General features: G+C 65.8%; 17 protein-coding genes and 1 other RNA gene. 11 read left to right on the forward strand and 7 right to left on the reverse strand.

Annotated elements, in window-relative coordinates:
- Window positions 1–129: 129 nt before the first annotated feature.
- The 5 genes from UNPF46_RS08265 to ffs all read right to left on the reverse strand — a co-directional run bounded on the left by UNPF46_RS08265 (window position 130) and on the right by ffs (window position 3,638).
- The gene (locus UNPF46_RS08265; RefSeq protein WP_100174940.1) at window positions 130–564 is read right to left on the reverse strand and encodes a hypothetical protein; all 435 of its coding nucleotides are present in this window, start codon (window positions 562–564) and stop codon (window positions 130–132) included.
- 91 nt (window positions 565–655) lie between these two features.
- Window positions 656–1,258: a recombination mediator RecR gene (gene recR / locus UNPF46_RS08270; protein ID WP_097661786.1), complete on the reverse strand. Its 603-nt coding sequence runs from the start codon at window positions 1,256–1,258 to the stop codon at window positions 656–658.
- Between the two features lies 1 nt (window position 1,259).
- Window positions 1,260–1,580, reverse strand: a complete 321-nt coding sequence (locus UNPF46_RS08275) for a YbaB/EbfC family nucleoid-associated protein (protein ID WP_100174938.1) — start codon at window positions 1,578–1,580, stop codon at window positions 1,260–1,262.
- 27 nt (window positions 1,581–1,607) lie between these two features.
- Entirely contained in the window at window positions 1,608–3,446 is a 1,839-nt protein-coding gene (locus UNPF46_RS08280) for a DNA polymerase III subunit gamma/tau (RefSeq protein ID WP_142249660.1), read from the reverse strand.
- Between the two features lie 95 nt (window positions 3,447–3,541).
- An RNA gene (gene ffs, locus UNPF46_RS08285) (signal recognition particle sRNA small type) lies at window positions 3,542–3,638 on the reverse strand.
- Between the two features lie 182 nt (window positions 3,639–3,820).
- Here ffs and UNPF46_RS08290 point away from each other — a divergent pair.
- The 9 genes from UNPF46_RS08290 (at window position 3,821) to UNPF46_RS08330 (ending at window position 11,324) form a co-directional block, all read left to right on the forward strand.
- The gene (locus UNPF46_RS08290) at window positions 3,821–4,666 is read left to right on the forward strand and encodes a transporter substrate-binding domain-containing protein (RefSeq protein WP_100174936.1); all 846 of its coding nucleotides are present in this window, start codon (window positions 3,821–3,823) and stop codon (window positions 4,664–4,666) included.
- Between the two features lie 121 nt (window positions 4,667–4,787).
- Window positions 4,788–5,450: an amino acid ABC transporter permease gene (locus UNPF46_RS08295; RefSeq protein ID WP_142249661.1), complete on the forward strand. Its 663-nt coding sequence runs from the start codon at window positions 4,788–4,790 to the stop codon at window positions 5,448–5,450.
- Complete coding sequence (locus tag UNPF46_RS08300) at window positions 5,447–6,241, forward strand: amino acid ABC transporter ATP-binding protein (protein WP_142249662.1); 795 nt, start codon at window positions 5,447–5,449, stop codon at window positions 6,239–6,241. The genes UNPF46_RS08295 and UNPF46_RS08300 overlap by 4 nt, the downstream gene beginning before the upstream one ends.
- The gene (locus UNPF46_RS08305) at window positions 6,241–6,996 is read left to right on the forward strand and encodes an SDR family NAD(P)-dependent oxidoreductase (RefSeq protein WP_142249663.1); all 756 of its coding nucleotides are present in this window, start codon (window positions 6,241–6,243) and stop codon (window positions 6,994–6,996) included. The genes UNPF46_RS08300 and UNPF46_RS08305 overlap by 1 nt, the downstream gene beginning before the upstream one ends.
- Window positions 6,993–8,120 (forward strand): muconate cycloisomerase family protein, encoded by a 1,128-nt coding sequence (locus tag UNPF46_RS08310; RefSeq protein WP_142249664.1) that lies wholly within the window; start codon window positions 6,993–6,995, stop codon window positions 8,118–8,120. The genes UNPF46_RS08305 and UNPF46_RS08310 overlap by 4 nt, the downstream gene beginning before the upstream one ends.
- A gap of 289 nt (window positions 8,121–8,409) precedes the next feature.
- Window positions 8,410–8,829, forward strand: a complete 420-nt coding sequence (locus tag UNPF46_RS08315) for an HIT domain-containing protein (protein ID WP_100174931.1) — start codon at window positions 8,410–8,412, stop codon at window positions 8,827–8,829.
- Window positions 8,830–8,838: 9 nt separating this feature from the next.
- Window positions 8,839–9,783 (forward strand): NAD(+) diphosphatase, encoded by a 945-nt coding sequence (gene nudC / locus UNPF46_RS08320; protein WP_142249665.1) that lies wholly within the window; start codon window positions 8,839–8,841, stop codon window positions 9,781–9,783.
- Between the two features lie 10 nt (window positions 9,784–9,793).
- Complete coding sequence (locus tag UNPF46_RS08325; protein ID WP_181769842.1) at window positions 9,794–10,744, forward strand: sugar kinase; 951 nt, start codon at window positions 9,794–9,796, stop codon at window positions 10,742–10,744.
- A gap of 70 nt (window positions 10,745–10,814) precedes the next feature.
- Complete coding sequence (locus UNPF46_RS08330) at window positions 10,815–11,324, forward strand: Lrp/AsnC family transcriptional regulator (protein WP_100174929.1); 510 nt, start codon at window positions 10,815–10,817, stop codon at window positions 11,322–11,324.
- A gap of 179 nt (window positions 11,325–11,503) precedes the next feature.
- Here the strand turns inward: UNPF46_RS08330 and UNPF46_RS08340 are convergent, their stop codons facing one another.
- Entirely contained in the window at window positions 11,504–12,853 is a 1,350-nt protein-coding gene (locus UNPF46_RS08340; protein ID WP_142249667.1) for a sensor histidine kinase, read from the reverse strand.
- On the reverse strand, window positions 12,853–13,575 hold the full coding sequence (locus UNPF46_RS08345; RefSeq protein WP_100174926.1) for a response regulator: 723 nt from the start codon (window positions 13,573–13,575) through the stop codon (window positions 12,853–12,855). The genes UNPF46_RS08340 and UNPF46_RS08345 overlap by 1 nt, the downstream gene beginning before the upstream one ends.
- A gap of 182 nt (window positions 13,576–13,757) precedes the next feature.
- Between UNPF46_RS08345 and UNPF46_RS08350 the strand changes: the two genes are divergently transcribed.
- Both UNPF46_RS08350 and UNPF46_RS08355 read left to right on the forward strand, forming a co-directional pair.
- Window positions 13,758–13,979 carry a hypothetical protein gene (locus UNPF46_RS08350; protein WP_142249668.1) on the forward strand — a complete coding sequence of 74 codons (222 nt, stop codon included), beginning with the start codon at window positions 13,758–13,760 and terminating at the stop codon, window positions 13,977–13,979.
- Between the two features lie 74 nt (window positions 13,980–14,053).
- On the forward strand, window positions 14,054–14,365 hold the full coding sequence (locus tag UNPF46_RS08355; RefSeq protein WP_347338498.1) for a cysteine rich repeat-containing protein: 312 nt from the start codon (window positions 14,054–14,056) through the stop codon (window positions 14,363–14,365).
- Window positions 14,366–14,367: the final 2 nt, after the last annotated feature.

Below are 14,367 nucleotides of genomic sequence, written 5' to 3' on the forward strand. Positions count from 1 at the left end.
GCCTCCCGAATCGACCAATCCAGCCCATCTTGATGTGTCAGCTATGTCTCCGAACACCTGTCAGTGATCTGTCCGGTCTAAACACTGCGCGGGCGATGACACCGGAACCGGGGGAAGAGCCAGGCCGCCCTACTGCTTCTTGATCAGGCTCCACTTCGTGATCACGGCCTCGCTCATCTGGCCGGGATCGCTGGCGCAGGCGACCTCGTCGACCTTCACCGAGATCTCCTTGCCGACGAACGATTTCAACTGCGTGGCCTGCGCATCGCTGGAGGTGACGAGCTGGAAGGTCTCGGGTCCGGTCTCCAGATTGCACAGCCCGTTCGGCGCCGGCAGGCGGCGCGGCTCGGACGTGATCTGATACATCGGCACCCGCTTGCCGTTCTTGACGTCGCGCACTTTCATCGCGTTCAAGGCACCCGAGAGCACGTCGCCGGTGTTGATCGGCTTGCCGGGCTTCGACGGCGGCGGCGCCCCGTCGTCCTGCTGCGCTGACATGGCCGGGGTTGCCAGCATCGCCATCGTCGCGACCAAAGCCAATCGTGTGGCGAAAAGTTTCGTCATGTCGTTGCGTTCCGTGAGATCTTGGGATGGAGATTGTTGTTTTGACGCGTTTTCTTCACGCGAACCGGTATCCACTTCGCTCGAAAACGCTCTAGAACAGGGTGCGCTGCCGCATCGCTGCCGATAGCGTACCTTCATCGAGATAATCAAGCTCGCCGCCGACGGGAACTCCGTGGGCGAGCCGCGTCACCTTCACATTGGCGTCCTGAAGCAGATCGGTGATGTAATGCGCGGTGGTCTGGCCGTCGACCGTCGCATTCAGCGCCAGGATGATTTCGTGCACCTGCGCATCATGCGCGCGTGCCACCAGCGCGTCGATGGTCAGATCCTGCGGGCCGACGCCGTCGAGCGGCGACAATGTCGCGCCCAGCACATGGTAGCGCCCTTGAGTCGCATTGGCCCGTTCCAGCGCCCAGAGATCGGCGACGTCGGCGACGACGACGATGATGGCGGGATCGCGCTTCGGATCGGTGCAGACGGTGCAGGGATTCTGCGTATCGATGTTGCCGCAGGTCTTGCAGACCTGCACCTTGTCGAGCGCCACCTGCATGGCAGAGGCCAGCGGCATCATCAGCGCTTCGCGCTTCTTGATCAGATGCAGCGCCGCGCGCCGCGCCGAGCGCGGGCCAAGGCCCGGCAGCCGTGCAAGCAGCTGAACCAGCCGCTCGATTTCTGGACCTGCAACCGCGCCCATACTATTGGCCGAACAACCCCGGCGGCAGGCCGAGCCCGCCGGTGAGGGCTTGCATCTTCTCCTGCATCGCGGCCTCCGCCTTGCGGCGCGCATCACCGAACGCGGTGACGAGCAGGTCTTCCAGCACCTCGCGCTCTTCCGCCTTCATCAGCGAGGGATCGATCTTGACGCCCTTGACGTCCATCTTCGCGGTCATGCGCACGGCGACGAGACCGCCGCCGGAGATGCCCTCGACCTCGACGTTAGCGAGCTGGTCCTGCATCTCCTGCATCTTGGACTGCAGCTGCGCTGCCTGCTTCATCATGCCGAGAAAATCAGCCATCGGTGTTCGTCCTTGAAAAGAAATGGCTCAGAGATCGTCGTCGCCGTCGGAACCGTCGGGCGGATCGTCACTGCCATAGTCGGCGTTTATATTGGCTTCCGGCGCCTCGGGGGCAAGCCTGCGGACCTCGACGACCTTCGCGCCGGGGAAGCGCGACAGCACCTCCTGCACGCGGGGATCGGCCTCCGCGGTGCGCGCATGCTCCTGCTTGGCGGCCTGGTTCACCGAGCGCAGCGTCGGCTGGCCCTGCTCGTTGGAGACGACGATGGTCCAGCGCCGGCCGGTCCACAGCTCGAATTTCTTGGCAAGCTCCGAGATCATGGTCTTGGAGGCGTTGGGCTCGAGCGCGACTTCCAGCCGGCCCTCCTCGAAACGGACGAGGCGCATGTCGCCTTCGAGCGCGCTCTTGGTCATGATGTCGCGCTTCTGCCCGGCGAGCGCGACGAGCTGGGTGAAGCTCGTGACGCGCAGCTGGGGTGCCGCCCCTTGCGGATCCGGCGCGGGCGCCACCATCTGCGGCCGGGCGCCACCACCGAACGCGGTCGGTGACGATGTCGGCATGCGCACGGGCGGAGCGGACACCGGCGCGGCCGACGCCATCGGCGCGGATGGCGCGCTGCTGCGCGCAGCTCCGCCGCCGTTCACGACCGGTGAGCCGCCGCCGTTCTGCTCCAGCATCCTGATCGCTTCGTCCGGCGTCGGCAGGTCGGCGACATAGGCGATGCGCACCAGCACCATCTCGGCGGCCGCGGCGGGACGCGTCGCGGCCTGCACCTCGGTGATGCCCTTGAGCAGCATCTGCCACATCCGCGACAGCACGCGCATCGAGATCTTCGAGGCGAATTCCTTCGCCCGCACGCGCTCGGTCTCGCCATAGGCGACGTTGTCGGCGGTCGCCGGCACGATCTTCACGCGGGTGACGAAATTGACGAATTCGGCAAGGTCCGAGAGCACGACGATCGGATCGGCGCCGACGTCATACTGATCGCGGAATTCCTTGAAAGCGGCCGCGATGTCGCCGCGCGCCAGCGAATCGAACAGGTCGATGACGCGGGTACGGTCGGCGAGGCCCAGCATCTGCCTGACGGCGTCGGCCTTCACGGTGCCGGCCGCATGCGCGATGGCCTGGTCGAGCAGCGACAGCGAATCGCGCACCGAGCCTTCGGCGGCGCGCGCGATGATGCCGAGCGCCTCGGGCTCGATCTCGACGTTTTCCTTGGCCGCGATGTTGGCGAGGTGCTTCATCAGCACGTCGGCCTCGACGCGGCGGAGATCAAAGCGCTGGCAGCGCGACAGCACCGTGACCGGAACTTTCCGGATCTCCGTCGTCGCGAACACGAACTTGGCGTGCTCCGGCGGCTCCTCCAGCGTCTTCAGGAAGGCGTTGAACGCCGCCGTCGACAGCATGTGGACTTCGTCGATGATGTAGACCTTGTAGCGGGCGCTGGCCGGCGCATAGCGCACGCTGTCATTGATCTGTCGGACGTCGTCGACGCCGGTATGCGAGGCCGCATCCATCTCCAGCACGTCCATGTGCCGGCTTTCCATGATCGCCTGGCAATGCACGCCCAAAGTCGGCATGTGGATGGTCGGGCCCTTCACCGAGCCATCCGGCATCTCGTAGTTGAGCGCCCGGGCCAGGATGCGCGCGGTGGTGGTCTTGCCGACGCCGCGGACGCCGGTGAGGATCCAGGCCTGCGGAATGCGGCCGGTCTCGAACGCATTCGAGACGGTGCGGACCACGGCCTCCTGGCCGATCAGATCGTCAAAGCTGGAAGGGCGGTATTTGCGCGCCAGCACCCGGTAAGGCGCGTTGCCGGCCTGGCCGGCGCTATCAGGATTTGGGGGGGCGCCAGCGTCGGTCATCGGTCGATCCGCAATGAAATGTCTCTCGGCCGGCTTTTGCGGAAAGGAGCGCGCTGGCGGGAAGGCCCGCCGGCGCAATTCGCTCGGAAAAACAGGTAGGAGACTGACGAGCGACCCGATCCGGACCTCGTTAGGGCTGCTTCCTTCCGGACCTGACCCGGTTGGCGAGTGGCTCGTCCACCGCCAATCTCCCGGTCCCTATTTGGGGCCAAAGGAAGCGGAAAGCAAGCGGGTATCGGCTCGAACGGATCGAGTTTGCCCAGCATCCGGGCAATTCCGGACCTGCCCAGCCGATAGGCTGTGCTTTCTCTGTTTGCACCACCTTGCTAAGAACCTTGGCGGAACTCCACCCAACCAGAAAAGCAGTGATCCCAATGGTTACACGTCGTGATGTTGCATCGATTGTCGGACTCGGCGCGGTCGCCGCAGCCACGCTGGCCGCCCCGGCCGTAGCCCAGACTGCCGATCCCAACGAATCGACCTTTGCCCGCATCCGCCGCACCAAGAAGATGCGAATCGGCGCGGTTGGCGGCGGCGCGCCCTATTACATGAAGGATCTTTCCAGCGGCCAGTGGAAGGGCTTCTACATCGACATCGCCAAGGGCCTGGCCGACGACATGGAGGCCGAGCTCGAGATCACCGAGACCACCTGGGGGAATTCGGTGCTGGATCTGCAGGCCAACAAGATCGACATCTTCTTCGGCCTGAACCCGACGCCGAAGCGCGCGCTGGTGGTCGATTTCTCCGTGCCGGTCTTCAACAACGCCTTCGCCATCCTCTGCAAGAAGGACTTCAAGCCGAGGAGCTGGGCCGAGCTGAACTCGCCCGACATCAAGATCGCGGTCGACCAGGGCTCCTCGCACGACCAGGTGGTCAGCCGCCTGACGCCGAAGGCGCAGATCACGCGGCTGAAGACCGCCGACGACGCCACCGCCGCGCTGCAGACCGGCCGCGTCGACGCGCAGTGCCTGATCACCATGCTGTCGCTGACCGTGCTGAAGAAGAACCCGTCGCTCGGCCAGCTGGTGCTGCCGACACCGATCTTCGCGACGACGTCGAATGCCGGCTTCCGCCGCGAGGCCGACAAGACCTGGCGCGACTACGTCAACACCTGGATCGACTTCAACAAGGGCCTCGGCTTCATCCGCAACGCGATCATCACCAACATGGAGCTGGTGGGCGTGACGGAAGCGGACATTCCGCCGGGCGTGTCGCTGTAACTTCGACCGTCATTCCGGGGCGATGCGAAGCATCGAACCCGGAATCTCGAGATTCCGGGTTCGCCCTTCGGGCGCCCCGGAATGACGGTGCCAACGGCACCCACGACGAGTAAACAAACACATGTATCAGTGGGACTTCGGCATCCTCTGGAGCTATCGCTGGCTGTTTCTCAATGGGCTCGGCGTCACCGTCGGCTTCACGATCGTCATCGTGGTGTGCGGGCTGCTGTTCGGGCTGCTCGGGGCCTTCGGCAGCCTGTCGCGCTTCAGGGCGTTGCGCCTGCTCGCCCTCACCTTCATCGAAGCCTTTCGCTGCACGCCGATCCTGGTGCAGCTGATCTGGTTCTATTACGCGCTGCCGATCCTCGCCGGAGTCGAGATGACGCCGATCACCGCCTCGGCGCTGGCGCTCTCGCTTTATGGCGGCTCGTTCTATTCGGAGATCATCCGCGGCGGCATCATCTCGATCGACAAGGGCCAGTCCGAAGCCGGCGCCGCGCTCGGCATGACGCCGGGCCAGAGCATGCGGCGCATCGTGCTGCCGCAGGCGATCAAGCGCATGATCCCGGCGCTGATGAACCAGTCGATCATCCAGTTCAAGAACACTTCGCTGGTCTCGGTGCTGGCGGTGCCCGACCTGGTCTACCAGAGCCAGGTCGCAGCCCATGACAGCTACCGGCCGCTGGAGACCTACACCGCGGTCGCGGTCGCCTATGCCGCGATCCTGATCCCGCTCACCATCATCGTCCGCCGCGGCGAGAAGCGACTGGCGGTGAGCGAATGAGCGAGACGGCCAAAATCGAGATCAGGGCCTTGCGCAAGAGCTTCGGCAGCAACGAGGTTTTGAAGAACATCAACCTCGAAATCGCCAAGGGCGGCGTCGTGGCGCTGATCGGCCCATCGGGCTCCGGCAAATCGACGCTGCTTCGCTGCATCAATCTCCTTGTCGTGCCCGACGGCGGCAGCGTCCGCGTCGGCGACACCCGTTTTTCATTCGGTGAAGGTGCAAAACTGCCCGATGTGAAGTCGCTGGCAAGATTCCGCGCCACCACCGGCATGGTGTTCCAGCACTTCAACCTGTTCCCGCACATGACGACGCTGCAGAACGTGATGGAGGGGCCGGTCACGGTGCGGCGCATGGCCAAGGCCGACGCCGAGAAGCTGGCGCGAGCGCAGCTCGCCAAGGTCGGTCTTGCCGAGAAGGCCGACCAATATCCCGCGACGCTGTCCGGCGGACAGAAGCAGCGCGTCGCGATCGCCCGCGCGCTCGCGATGGAGCCCGACGTGATGCTGTTCGACGAGGCGACCTCGGCGCTCGACCCCGAATTGGTCGGCGAGGTGCTCAACGTGATCCAGCAGCTGGCCTCCGAAGGCATGACCATGGTGATCGTGACCCACGAGATCGCGTTCGCGCGCGAGGTCGCCGACCGCCTGATCTTCATGCGCGACGGTGTCGTGGTCGAGGAAGGTCCGGCACGGCAGGTGATCGACAATCCAAAAGAAAGCGCCACGCGCGCCTTCCTCAGCCATTTCCATCGCACCGGCGCATTACCGCCGGCCAACGCAGTATCCTGATGCCCGATATCAATCGCGTCTATCTCGTCACCGGTGCTGCCAGCGGCATCGGCCGCGCCACCGTCAGATTGCTCGCAGCGTCCGGCACCGCGCTGCTGCTCCATACACGCTCGAACGCGGAAGGCCTCGACGCCACGGCGGCGGAAGCCGAAGCGAAAGGCGCGGTGGTCGCAAAATGCCTCGGCGATCTCGCTGAGGAGACCGCGGTTTCCGACGCCATCGCCGTCGCAAAAGCCGCCTTCGGCCGGCTCGACGGATTGATCCTGGTCGGCGGCCACGCCCGCCGCGGCAGCGCGATCGGCACGCCGGCGGATCAGTTCCGGCAAGCGATGGACGAGTCCGCGCTGGCCTTCACGCGAATGGTCGAGGCGGGCTTGCCGCTGCTACGCGCCGGCCACGATGCGCGCATCGTCGCGGTGTCGTCCTTCGTCGCACACGCGATCCGGCCCGAATTCGCGCCCTTCGCGGCGACGGCCGCAAGCCGCTCCGCGCTGGAAGCCTTGGTGCGGTTGACCGCGATCGAGCTCGCGAAAGACGGCATCACCGTCAATGCGGTTTCGCCGGGCCTCATCGTCAAGGACAAGCCGAGCGAGAGCCGGCTGTCGCCCGAGCAAATCGCCGCGACCGAGGCGCTGATCCCGATGCGCCGCCGCGGGCGACCGGAGGAAGTCGCCGAGATCATCGCCTTCCTGGCATCCCCGAAAGCGTCCTACGTCACCGGCCAGATCTGGCACGTCAATGGAGGCCTGACATGACCGAAGCAACAATCGCACGCATCAGGCTGTTCTTGATCGAAAGCCCGATCAGGATGGCGCGCCTGCAAGGCGTGGGCAACGTCAAGGGCACGGTCAAGCGCGTGCTGATTGAGCTCACCGCGAGCGACGGCGTAATCGGCTGGGGCGAGGCCGCGCCGTGGGAGGTCTTCACGGGAACGCCGGAAGCGGCGTTCTCCGCGCTCGACATCTATCTGCGCCCGATCGTGCTCGGCAAGCCGGTGCGCCGCATCCGCGCGCTGATGGCCGAGCTCGACCGCACGCTGGTCGGCCATGCCGAAGCAAAAGTCGCAATCGAGATGGCGCTGCTCGACATCGTCGGCAAATCGTCGGGACTCTCGGTCGCCGATCTGCTCGGCGGCCGCGTGCGCGACACCATTCCCCTCTCTTTCTCGATCGCCGATCCCGACTTCCCTGCCGATCTCGAGCGCATGCGCAAGATGGTTCCGGACGGCAATGTCATCTACAAGGTCAAGACCGGCGTGAAGCCGCATCGCGAGGATCTCGATCACCTCGCGGCGATCCGAAAGGAGTTCGGCGACAAGGTCGATCTGCGCGTCGACTACAACCAGGCGCTGGCGCCGTTCGGCGCCATCAAGATCCTGCGCGATGTCGAGGAGTTCGCGCCGACCTTCATCGAGCAGCCGGTGCCGCGCAAATATCTCGACGTGATGGCGCAACTCACCGCAGCGCTGGAAACGCCCGTGCTCGCCGACGAAAGCTGCTTCGACCGCCGCGACATGATGGAGGTGGTGCGCCGCGAGGCGGCCGACGCCGTCTCGATCAAGCTGATGAAGGCCGGCGGTCTGTTCGAGGCGCAGGCGATCATGGCGATCGCCGACATCGCCGGCCTGCCCGGCTATGGCGGCACGCTGTGGGAGGGCGGCATCGGCCTCGCCGCCGGCACGCAGCTGATCGCGGCGACGCCGGGCATCTCGCTCGGCTGCGAATTCTACATGCCGCATCATGTGCTGACCGAGGACGTGCTGGAAGAGCGCGTCGCCAACCGCGCGGGTCATGTCGTGGTGCCCGACGGCCCAGGCCTCGGCATCCGCGTCAGCGAAGCTTCGATCCGCGCCAATGCAAGGGTGCTGGCGGAGGCGTGAGGGGCCGCCAGCATCGCTACAAACTCGGTCGTCGTCCCGGGCAGGCGTTAGCGCAGACCCGGGATCCGTAACCACAGGATTGAGTTTGGCGAAGATTCGGAGTTACCAGCTCGCGCTATAGCCGTTTCCTGTGGTTATGGATCCCGGATCGGCGCGCGCTTTGGGCGCGCTTGTCCGGGATGACGAGCGTGTATGCAGAAGCAGCGGAGCCCCATCCTTCCCCTCGCCGACTCGGTATCGTATGGTCACTCCAACACGCCCGACCCCATCGGGCCATCCGGAAACGCATATGTCTGATCCCGCCTGGTCGCTGCACTCCCGCCTGAAAGAGGACACCATCGACATCGGCGATCTGCCGCTGTCGAAGGTGCTGGTCATCAAGGACGCGCATTATCCCTGGCTGCTGCTGGTGCCGCGGCGCCCCGATGCGGTCGAGATCATCGATCTCGACGAGGTGCAGCAGGCGCAGCTGATGACCGAGATCTCCCGCGTCTCGCGCGCGCTGAAGGAGATCACCAGATGCGACAAGCTCAATATCGCGGCGCTCGGCAATCTCGTGCCGCAGCTTCACGTCCACATCATCGCGCGCCGCACCAGTGACGCGGCCTGGCCGCGGCCGGTCTGGGGCGTGATGCCGCCTTTGGCGCATGACGCCGCAGAGGTTCAGAATTTCATCAGCGCGCTTCGCCGCAAGATCTGGTTGGGTTGAAAGAACATAATGTCAGCATTCGACGCCTTTCCGCTGGGACAGCCGGCCTTCGTCACCAACATCCTCGATCGCGCCGCGCATCTGCGCCGTGACGACGAGAAGCTGTTCGCGATGGAGCAGAAGCCAACCTCGCGCGCTTATGTCGTCTACCGCGACTCGCTGCTGGTCAAGCGTGAGGGCGACAAGGTGCGCGCGCTGCTCTCGATCGACGAGGCGCTGAAGTGCGGCGCCAATCCCGGCACGATCTTCCTCGGGCTTCGCGACGGCGCGGCGATGTTCGGCATGGGCCTGTCGCAGGCCGCCGCCGAGAAGCTGGTGGGTCGCGAGGACTACACCGTCACCGAATTGCGCGGCATGGCAATGCAAGGTGCGATCCCGCCCGACGAGCTCTCGGCCATCGCAATGGCGAAGTCGATGGTGAGCTGGCACCAGCGCCACGGCTATTGCGCCAATTGCGGCGCGCGCAGCGCCATGAAGGAAGGCGGCTGGAAGCGCGACTGCCCTTCCTGCAAGGCGGAGCATTTTCCGCGCACCGATCCGGTCGTGATCATGCTGGTGGCCTCCGGCGACAAGTGCCTGCTCGGCCGCCAGAAGCAGTTCCCGCCCGGCATGTATTCGTGCCTCGCCGGTTTCGTCGAGGCCGCCGAGACCATCGAGGACGCGGTGCGCCGCGAGATCCTGGAAGAATCGGGCATTCGCTGCACCGACGTGCAGTATTACATGACCCAGCCCTGGCCCTATCCGTCGTCGCTGATGATCGGCTGCAGCGCGCGGGCCGTCAGCGAGGAGATCGTGGTCGACCGCATGGAGCTGGAGGACGCGCGCTGGTTCACGCGCGAGGAGGCCGCCCTGATGCTGACACGGACGCATCCGGACGGGCTCGCCGGCCCGCATCCCTTCGCCATCGCCCATCACCTGCTCGGCCGCTGGGTCCACGACAAGAGCGGCGCATAAGCGAGCGTCGATGGTGCCATCCGGGACTGCGCCACGCATCCTCTGCATCGGCATTCCCGTGCGCGACCTCACCTTCCGGGTCGACGCCGTTCCCGCGCGCGGCAGCAAGGCCAATGCCACCCATCTCGCCGAGATCTGCGGCGGCAACGCGCTCAATGCCGCCATCGCGATCGCACGGCTCGGCGGCCGCGTCGCATTCGCGGGGCCCATGGGCGATGCGCGCGAGACGTCGAGCGGCTTCATTCTCGCGCAGATGGCGCAGGAGGGCATCGACACCATGCACATCGTGCGCATGCCTGACGTGACCACGCCGGTGTCCGCGATCATGATCGAGCCCTCGGGTGAGCGGACGCTGACCATCTATCGCGATCCGGCTCTCTGGACGGTCGAGCTGCCAGATGCCGACAGGCTGCTCGACGGTTGTCAGGCCGTCCTCGTCGAAAGCCGCTGCGCGGCGTTCGCGATATCCCTCTGCACCGAGGCGCGCCGGCGCGGCATTCCCGTCATCGTCGGCGTCGACCGCGCGATGTCCTTGCAGGACGGCCTGCTCACAGCGGCCTCGCATCTGCTGTTCTCCAGCGAGCAGGTTCAGGAGACGGCCGGCATCACCGAAGACGGCGAGGCGTTGAAGCGTCTGGCCAGACTGACGCCGGCCTTCCTCGCAGCCACCCGCGGCCCGGACGGCACGATCTGGCTGAACGAGGCGGGCGAGCTGGAGGAGACCGCGGCCTTCCCGGTCCAGGCGGTCGATACGCTCGGTGCCGGCGACGTTTTCCATGGCGCCTTCACGCTTCGCCTGGCCGAGGGCGAGGGGGTCAGGGAGGCGCTGCGATTCGCCGCGGCCGCCGCAGCGCTGAAATGCACCCGCCATGGCGGTGGCCAGGCCGCCCCGCAACGCCTTGAAGTTGAAGAGCTTTTGCAGGCGGCGCAGCTGGCGGAGGCCAGCAGGTCGCCGAGATAATGGACTTGATATAGAAATATTTTCTCTATATCAGGGATAGACCGCCCTGAAATGGAACAAAGTTCTTCAAATGACTGACCTCGCTGTCCAGCCTCCCGAGACCAGCCGCCGCCTCGATGCCATCGACCGCAAGATTCTGATGGTACTCCAGGAGGATGCCTCGCTATCAGTCGCCGAGATCGGCGACCGTGTCGGCCTGTCCTCGACCCCCTGCTGGAAGCGCATCCAGCGCCTGGAGGCCGACGGCGTGATCATCAAGCGGGTTGCCCTCGTCGATCAGAACAAGATCGGGCTCGGCATCTCCGTGTTCGTGTCGGTCGAAAGCTCCGACCATTCCGACGCCTGGCTGAAGAAATTCGCCGAGGCCGTCAGCGCCATGCCCGAGGTGATGGAATTCTATCGCATGGCCGGCGACGTCGATTACATGCTGCGCGTCGTCGTCGCGGACATGCAAGCCTATGACGTGTTTTACAAGAAGCTGATCAGCGCCGTGCCGCTGAAGAACGTCACCTCGCGCTTTGCGATGGAGAAGATCAAGTCGGTCACCACGCTGCCGATCCCGGCGGTGGTGGCGGCTTAAGGTTCCTGTCTGCCACGATGTTCCCGCTTGCGGGCTTGCGGGAGAGGGTTGGGGAGAGGGTGCCTCCTCAATGGGACAGTCCTTATGCGGAGAGAGCCCCCACCCGGCGCTCCGCGCCGACCTCCCCCGCAAGCGGGAGAGGTTTTCCAGCCCGCGGCCGATCGATTCAATATGCCGATCTAGCCTGGTTGAAACACCGGCAGCGTGACATTGACACGCGTACCTCCGCCGGAGGCCGCGGCAATCTCGATCGTGCCGCCATGGGCCTCGACCAGATTGCGCACCACTGCGAGACCGAGGCCGGCGCCACCGGTGGCGCGATTGCGTGACTTCTCCAGCCGATGGAACGGCTCCAGCACGGTCTGGCGTTGATCGGCGGGAATGCCCGGCCCTTCGTCGTCGATCGACACGACCATGGCACCATCCTTCAGCGCCGTGCGCACATGCGCGGCATGGCCGTAAGCGAGCGCGTTGTCGATGATGTTGGCGAGGATACGCCGCAGCGCCAGCCGGTCGCCGAGCACGACCGCATTTCGGGCGCGGTCGTCCGTCACCAGCTCGACCGGCTTGCCCTGAACGCGCCGGTCGTGCACCTCGACGGCAATCAGCGCAGCAAGCTCGATCATCTCCTGTGACAGGCCGCCGGCGCCGGCACGCGTCGATAGCAGCGCATCGTCGAGCAGCCGGATCATGTCGTCGATATCGACTACCGCCCGCTGGCGTTCGGCATCGTCAGGGATGTGCTCGACCCGCAACCGCAGCCGCGTCGCGAAGGTCCTGACATCATGGGCAATGCCGCCGACCAGCGTCATGCGCGCGCGCAGCATCTCGGCGAGCCGTCCCTGCAAGCGGTTGAAGGCGGCGATGACGGCGCGAATTTCCGGCGCGCTGCGGCGGGCGTCCGGCAGCGTCGGCGGATCAGCCGACAAATCGACGCGATCGACCGCCGCGGCGAGCTGCGCCAGCGGCCGCGTCTCGCGCTGCATGACCAGCAATGCCAGCAACGCTACGATCGAGCCGAACAGGCCCGCGCCGAAGCCGACCGGCAGGCCAATCGGGGTGACCGGCAGGCGGGTATAGGCATCGACGATCAGCATCTCTCCGCTGCGCAGGCCGATGCGGAATTCGATCGCGTTGGCCATCAGCCGCGCTATACGGGGAAACCAGCGGCTGGCGCGATGGTCCGGCGGCGCCACGATTTCCACGGCGCGGCCCGCAAGGCCCGCCGCATAGGTCTCGCGCAACTGCGCCTGCTGCGCGGGCGTCTCACCGGCGACCGGTGTGCCTGAGGGCACAATCCGCGCCACGAATTGCGGCGACGACACCGCATCGAGAACCGTCTGCCGGGAATCGCCGGCGGTGCGCTCGAGCAGCGTTGCAAGCGCATCAAGCCGCGCCGGCGATGGCCGCGTCAGCTCGTTCTCATGCACCGTCGTCCGGTAGAAGATCGCCAGGATGACGGTGACGACCACCGAAAATCCGACCAGCCCGATCAGCGCCAGCCGTGCAGCAAGCGTCACGCGCAGCATCACGACACCTGCCTGACGGGCGCGGTGAACAGATAGCCGCCATTGCGCACCGTCGTGATCAGGTTGGAGCCCGGGCTTGCGGCGTCGAGCTTGCGACGCAGCCGCGAGATCAGCATGTCCACCGTGCGATCGAACGGCTCGGCCGAACGGCCACGGGTCCAGTCGAGGATCTGGTCGCGCGTGAGCACTCGGCGCGGGCGTTGCACGAAACAGCCGAGCAGGTCGAATTCCGCGCTCGTCAGCTGCGGCGCAGCCGTCTCGGCCTCGGGCGTCTCCACGCTGCGGGAGTCGAGATCAATCACGAAGCGGTCGAATGCGAAACGCCGGACCAGAGGCTTTGCAGGCGTGCCATTGGCGCGGCGAAGGATGGCGCGCACCCGCGCGAGCAGTTCGCGTGGACCAAACGGCTTTGCAAGGTAGTCGTCGGCACCCATCTCGAGGCCGACCACGCGGTCGATTTCGTCGCTCTTGGCCGTGAGCATCAGGATCGGGACGGAATCATCGGCGCGCAGGCGGCGGCAGATCGACAACCCGTCCTCACCCGGCAACATCAAATCGAGGATGACGAGGTCGGGTCGTAGGCGCTGGAGCATCTGATCCATCGCCTTGCCGTCGGCGACGCAAGCGACCTCGAAGCCCTCGCGCCGCATGAAGTCGGCGACGAGGCGGCTGATCTCGGGATCGTCCTCCACCATGAGAATCGTGGCCGCTTGCGTGTTCATCGCCGTATTGTGGACGACCGCGCCCGCTGCGCAAGGGCGGCGGCGATCTTGTTACACAGTGTTACATCGGGCCGACAAAGCCATAACAATCGTTTCGTCCCGGCAATGCGTCGCAGACGCGGCCCGACCAGTCTCCCCTCATGGCTGCCGCCTACGGCAGTCCCCAGAAGGAGACGACAAGCATGACCAAGTTCTTCCTTACCACCCTCGTCATCGGCGGCCTCTCGGTTGCCGCGGCGGCCGATGCCAATGCCTGGACCCGGTCGGCGACGGCGAACGGGCCGCGCGGCACCTCCAGCGTCAACGTGACGGGAGGCTGCGCCAACGGAAGCTGCTCGCGCAACGTCACCCGCACGGGTCCGGCCGGCAACACCTACACCCGGACCGGGACTGTCTCGCGCTGAGCTCCTCGACGTCGTCGCCGCGCTCGCCCTGCGCGACGACGACCCGCCTCACCAGATCAGAAAGGATCAGCATCGTGCCACCGATTTTCCGCTTCCTGCCGCAAACTGCGGCCATCGTCGCCCTCGTCGCCTCGACCTCCGCGTCTGCCCAGAGCCAGTTGCAAACGCAGATCACGCCGCAGATGCGCAGCGAAGCACGGGCGGTCATGCAGGCTTGCCGTGCCGACTATGACCGCCTTTGTAGCGGCGTTACGCCGGGTGGAGGACGCATCCTGGCCTGCCTGCAAACTCATGCCGGCCAGCTCACCTCGACCTGCGCGCAAGCTCTGCCTCGCGCGCAGGCGCTGAGGGACGGAGCCGCCAGCGCCGGCGTCGCGCCGAAGTAGGA

Source organism: Bradyrhizobium sp. UNPF46 (assembly GCF_006658625.1).
Classification (GTDB): domain Bacteria; phylum Pseudomonadota; class Alphaproteobacteria; order Rhizobiales; family Xanthobacteraceae; genus Bradyrhizobium; species Bradyrhizobium nitroreducens.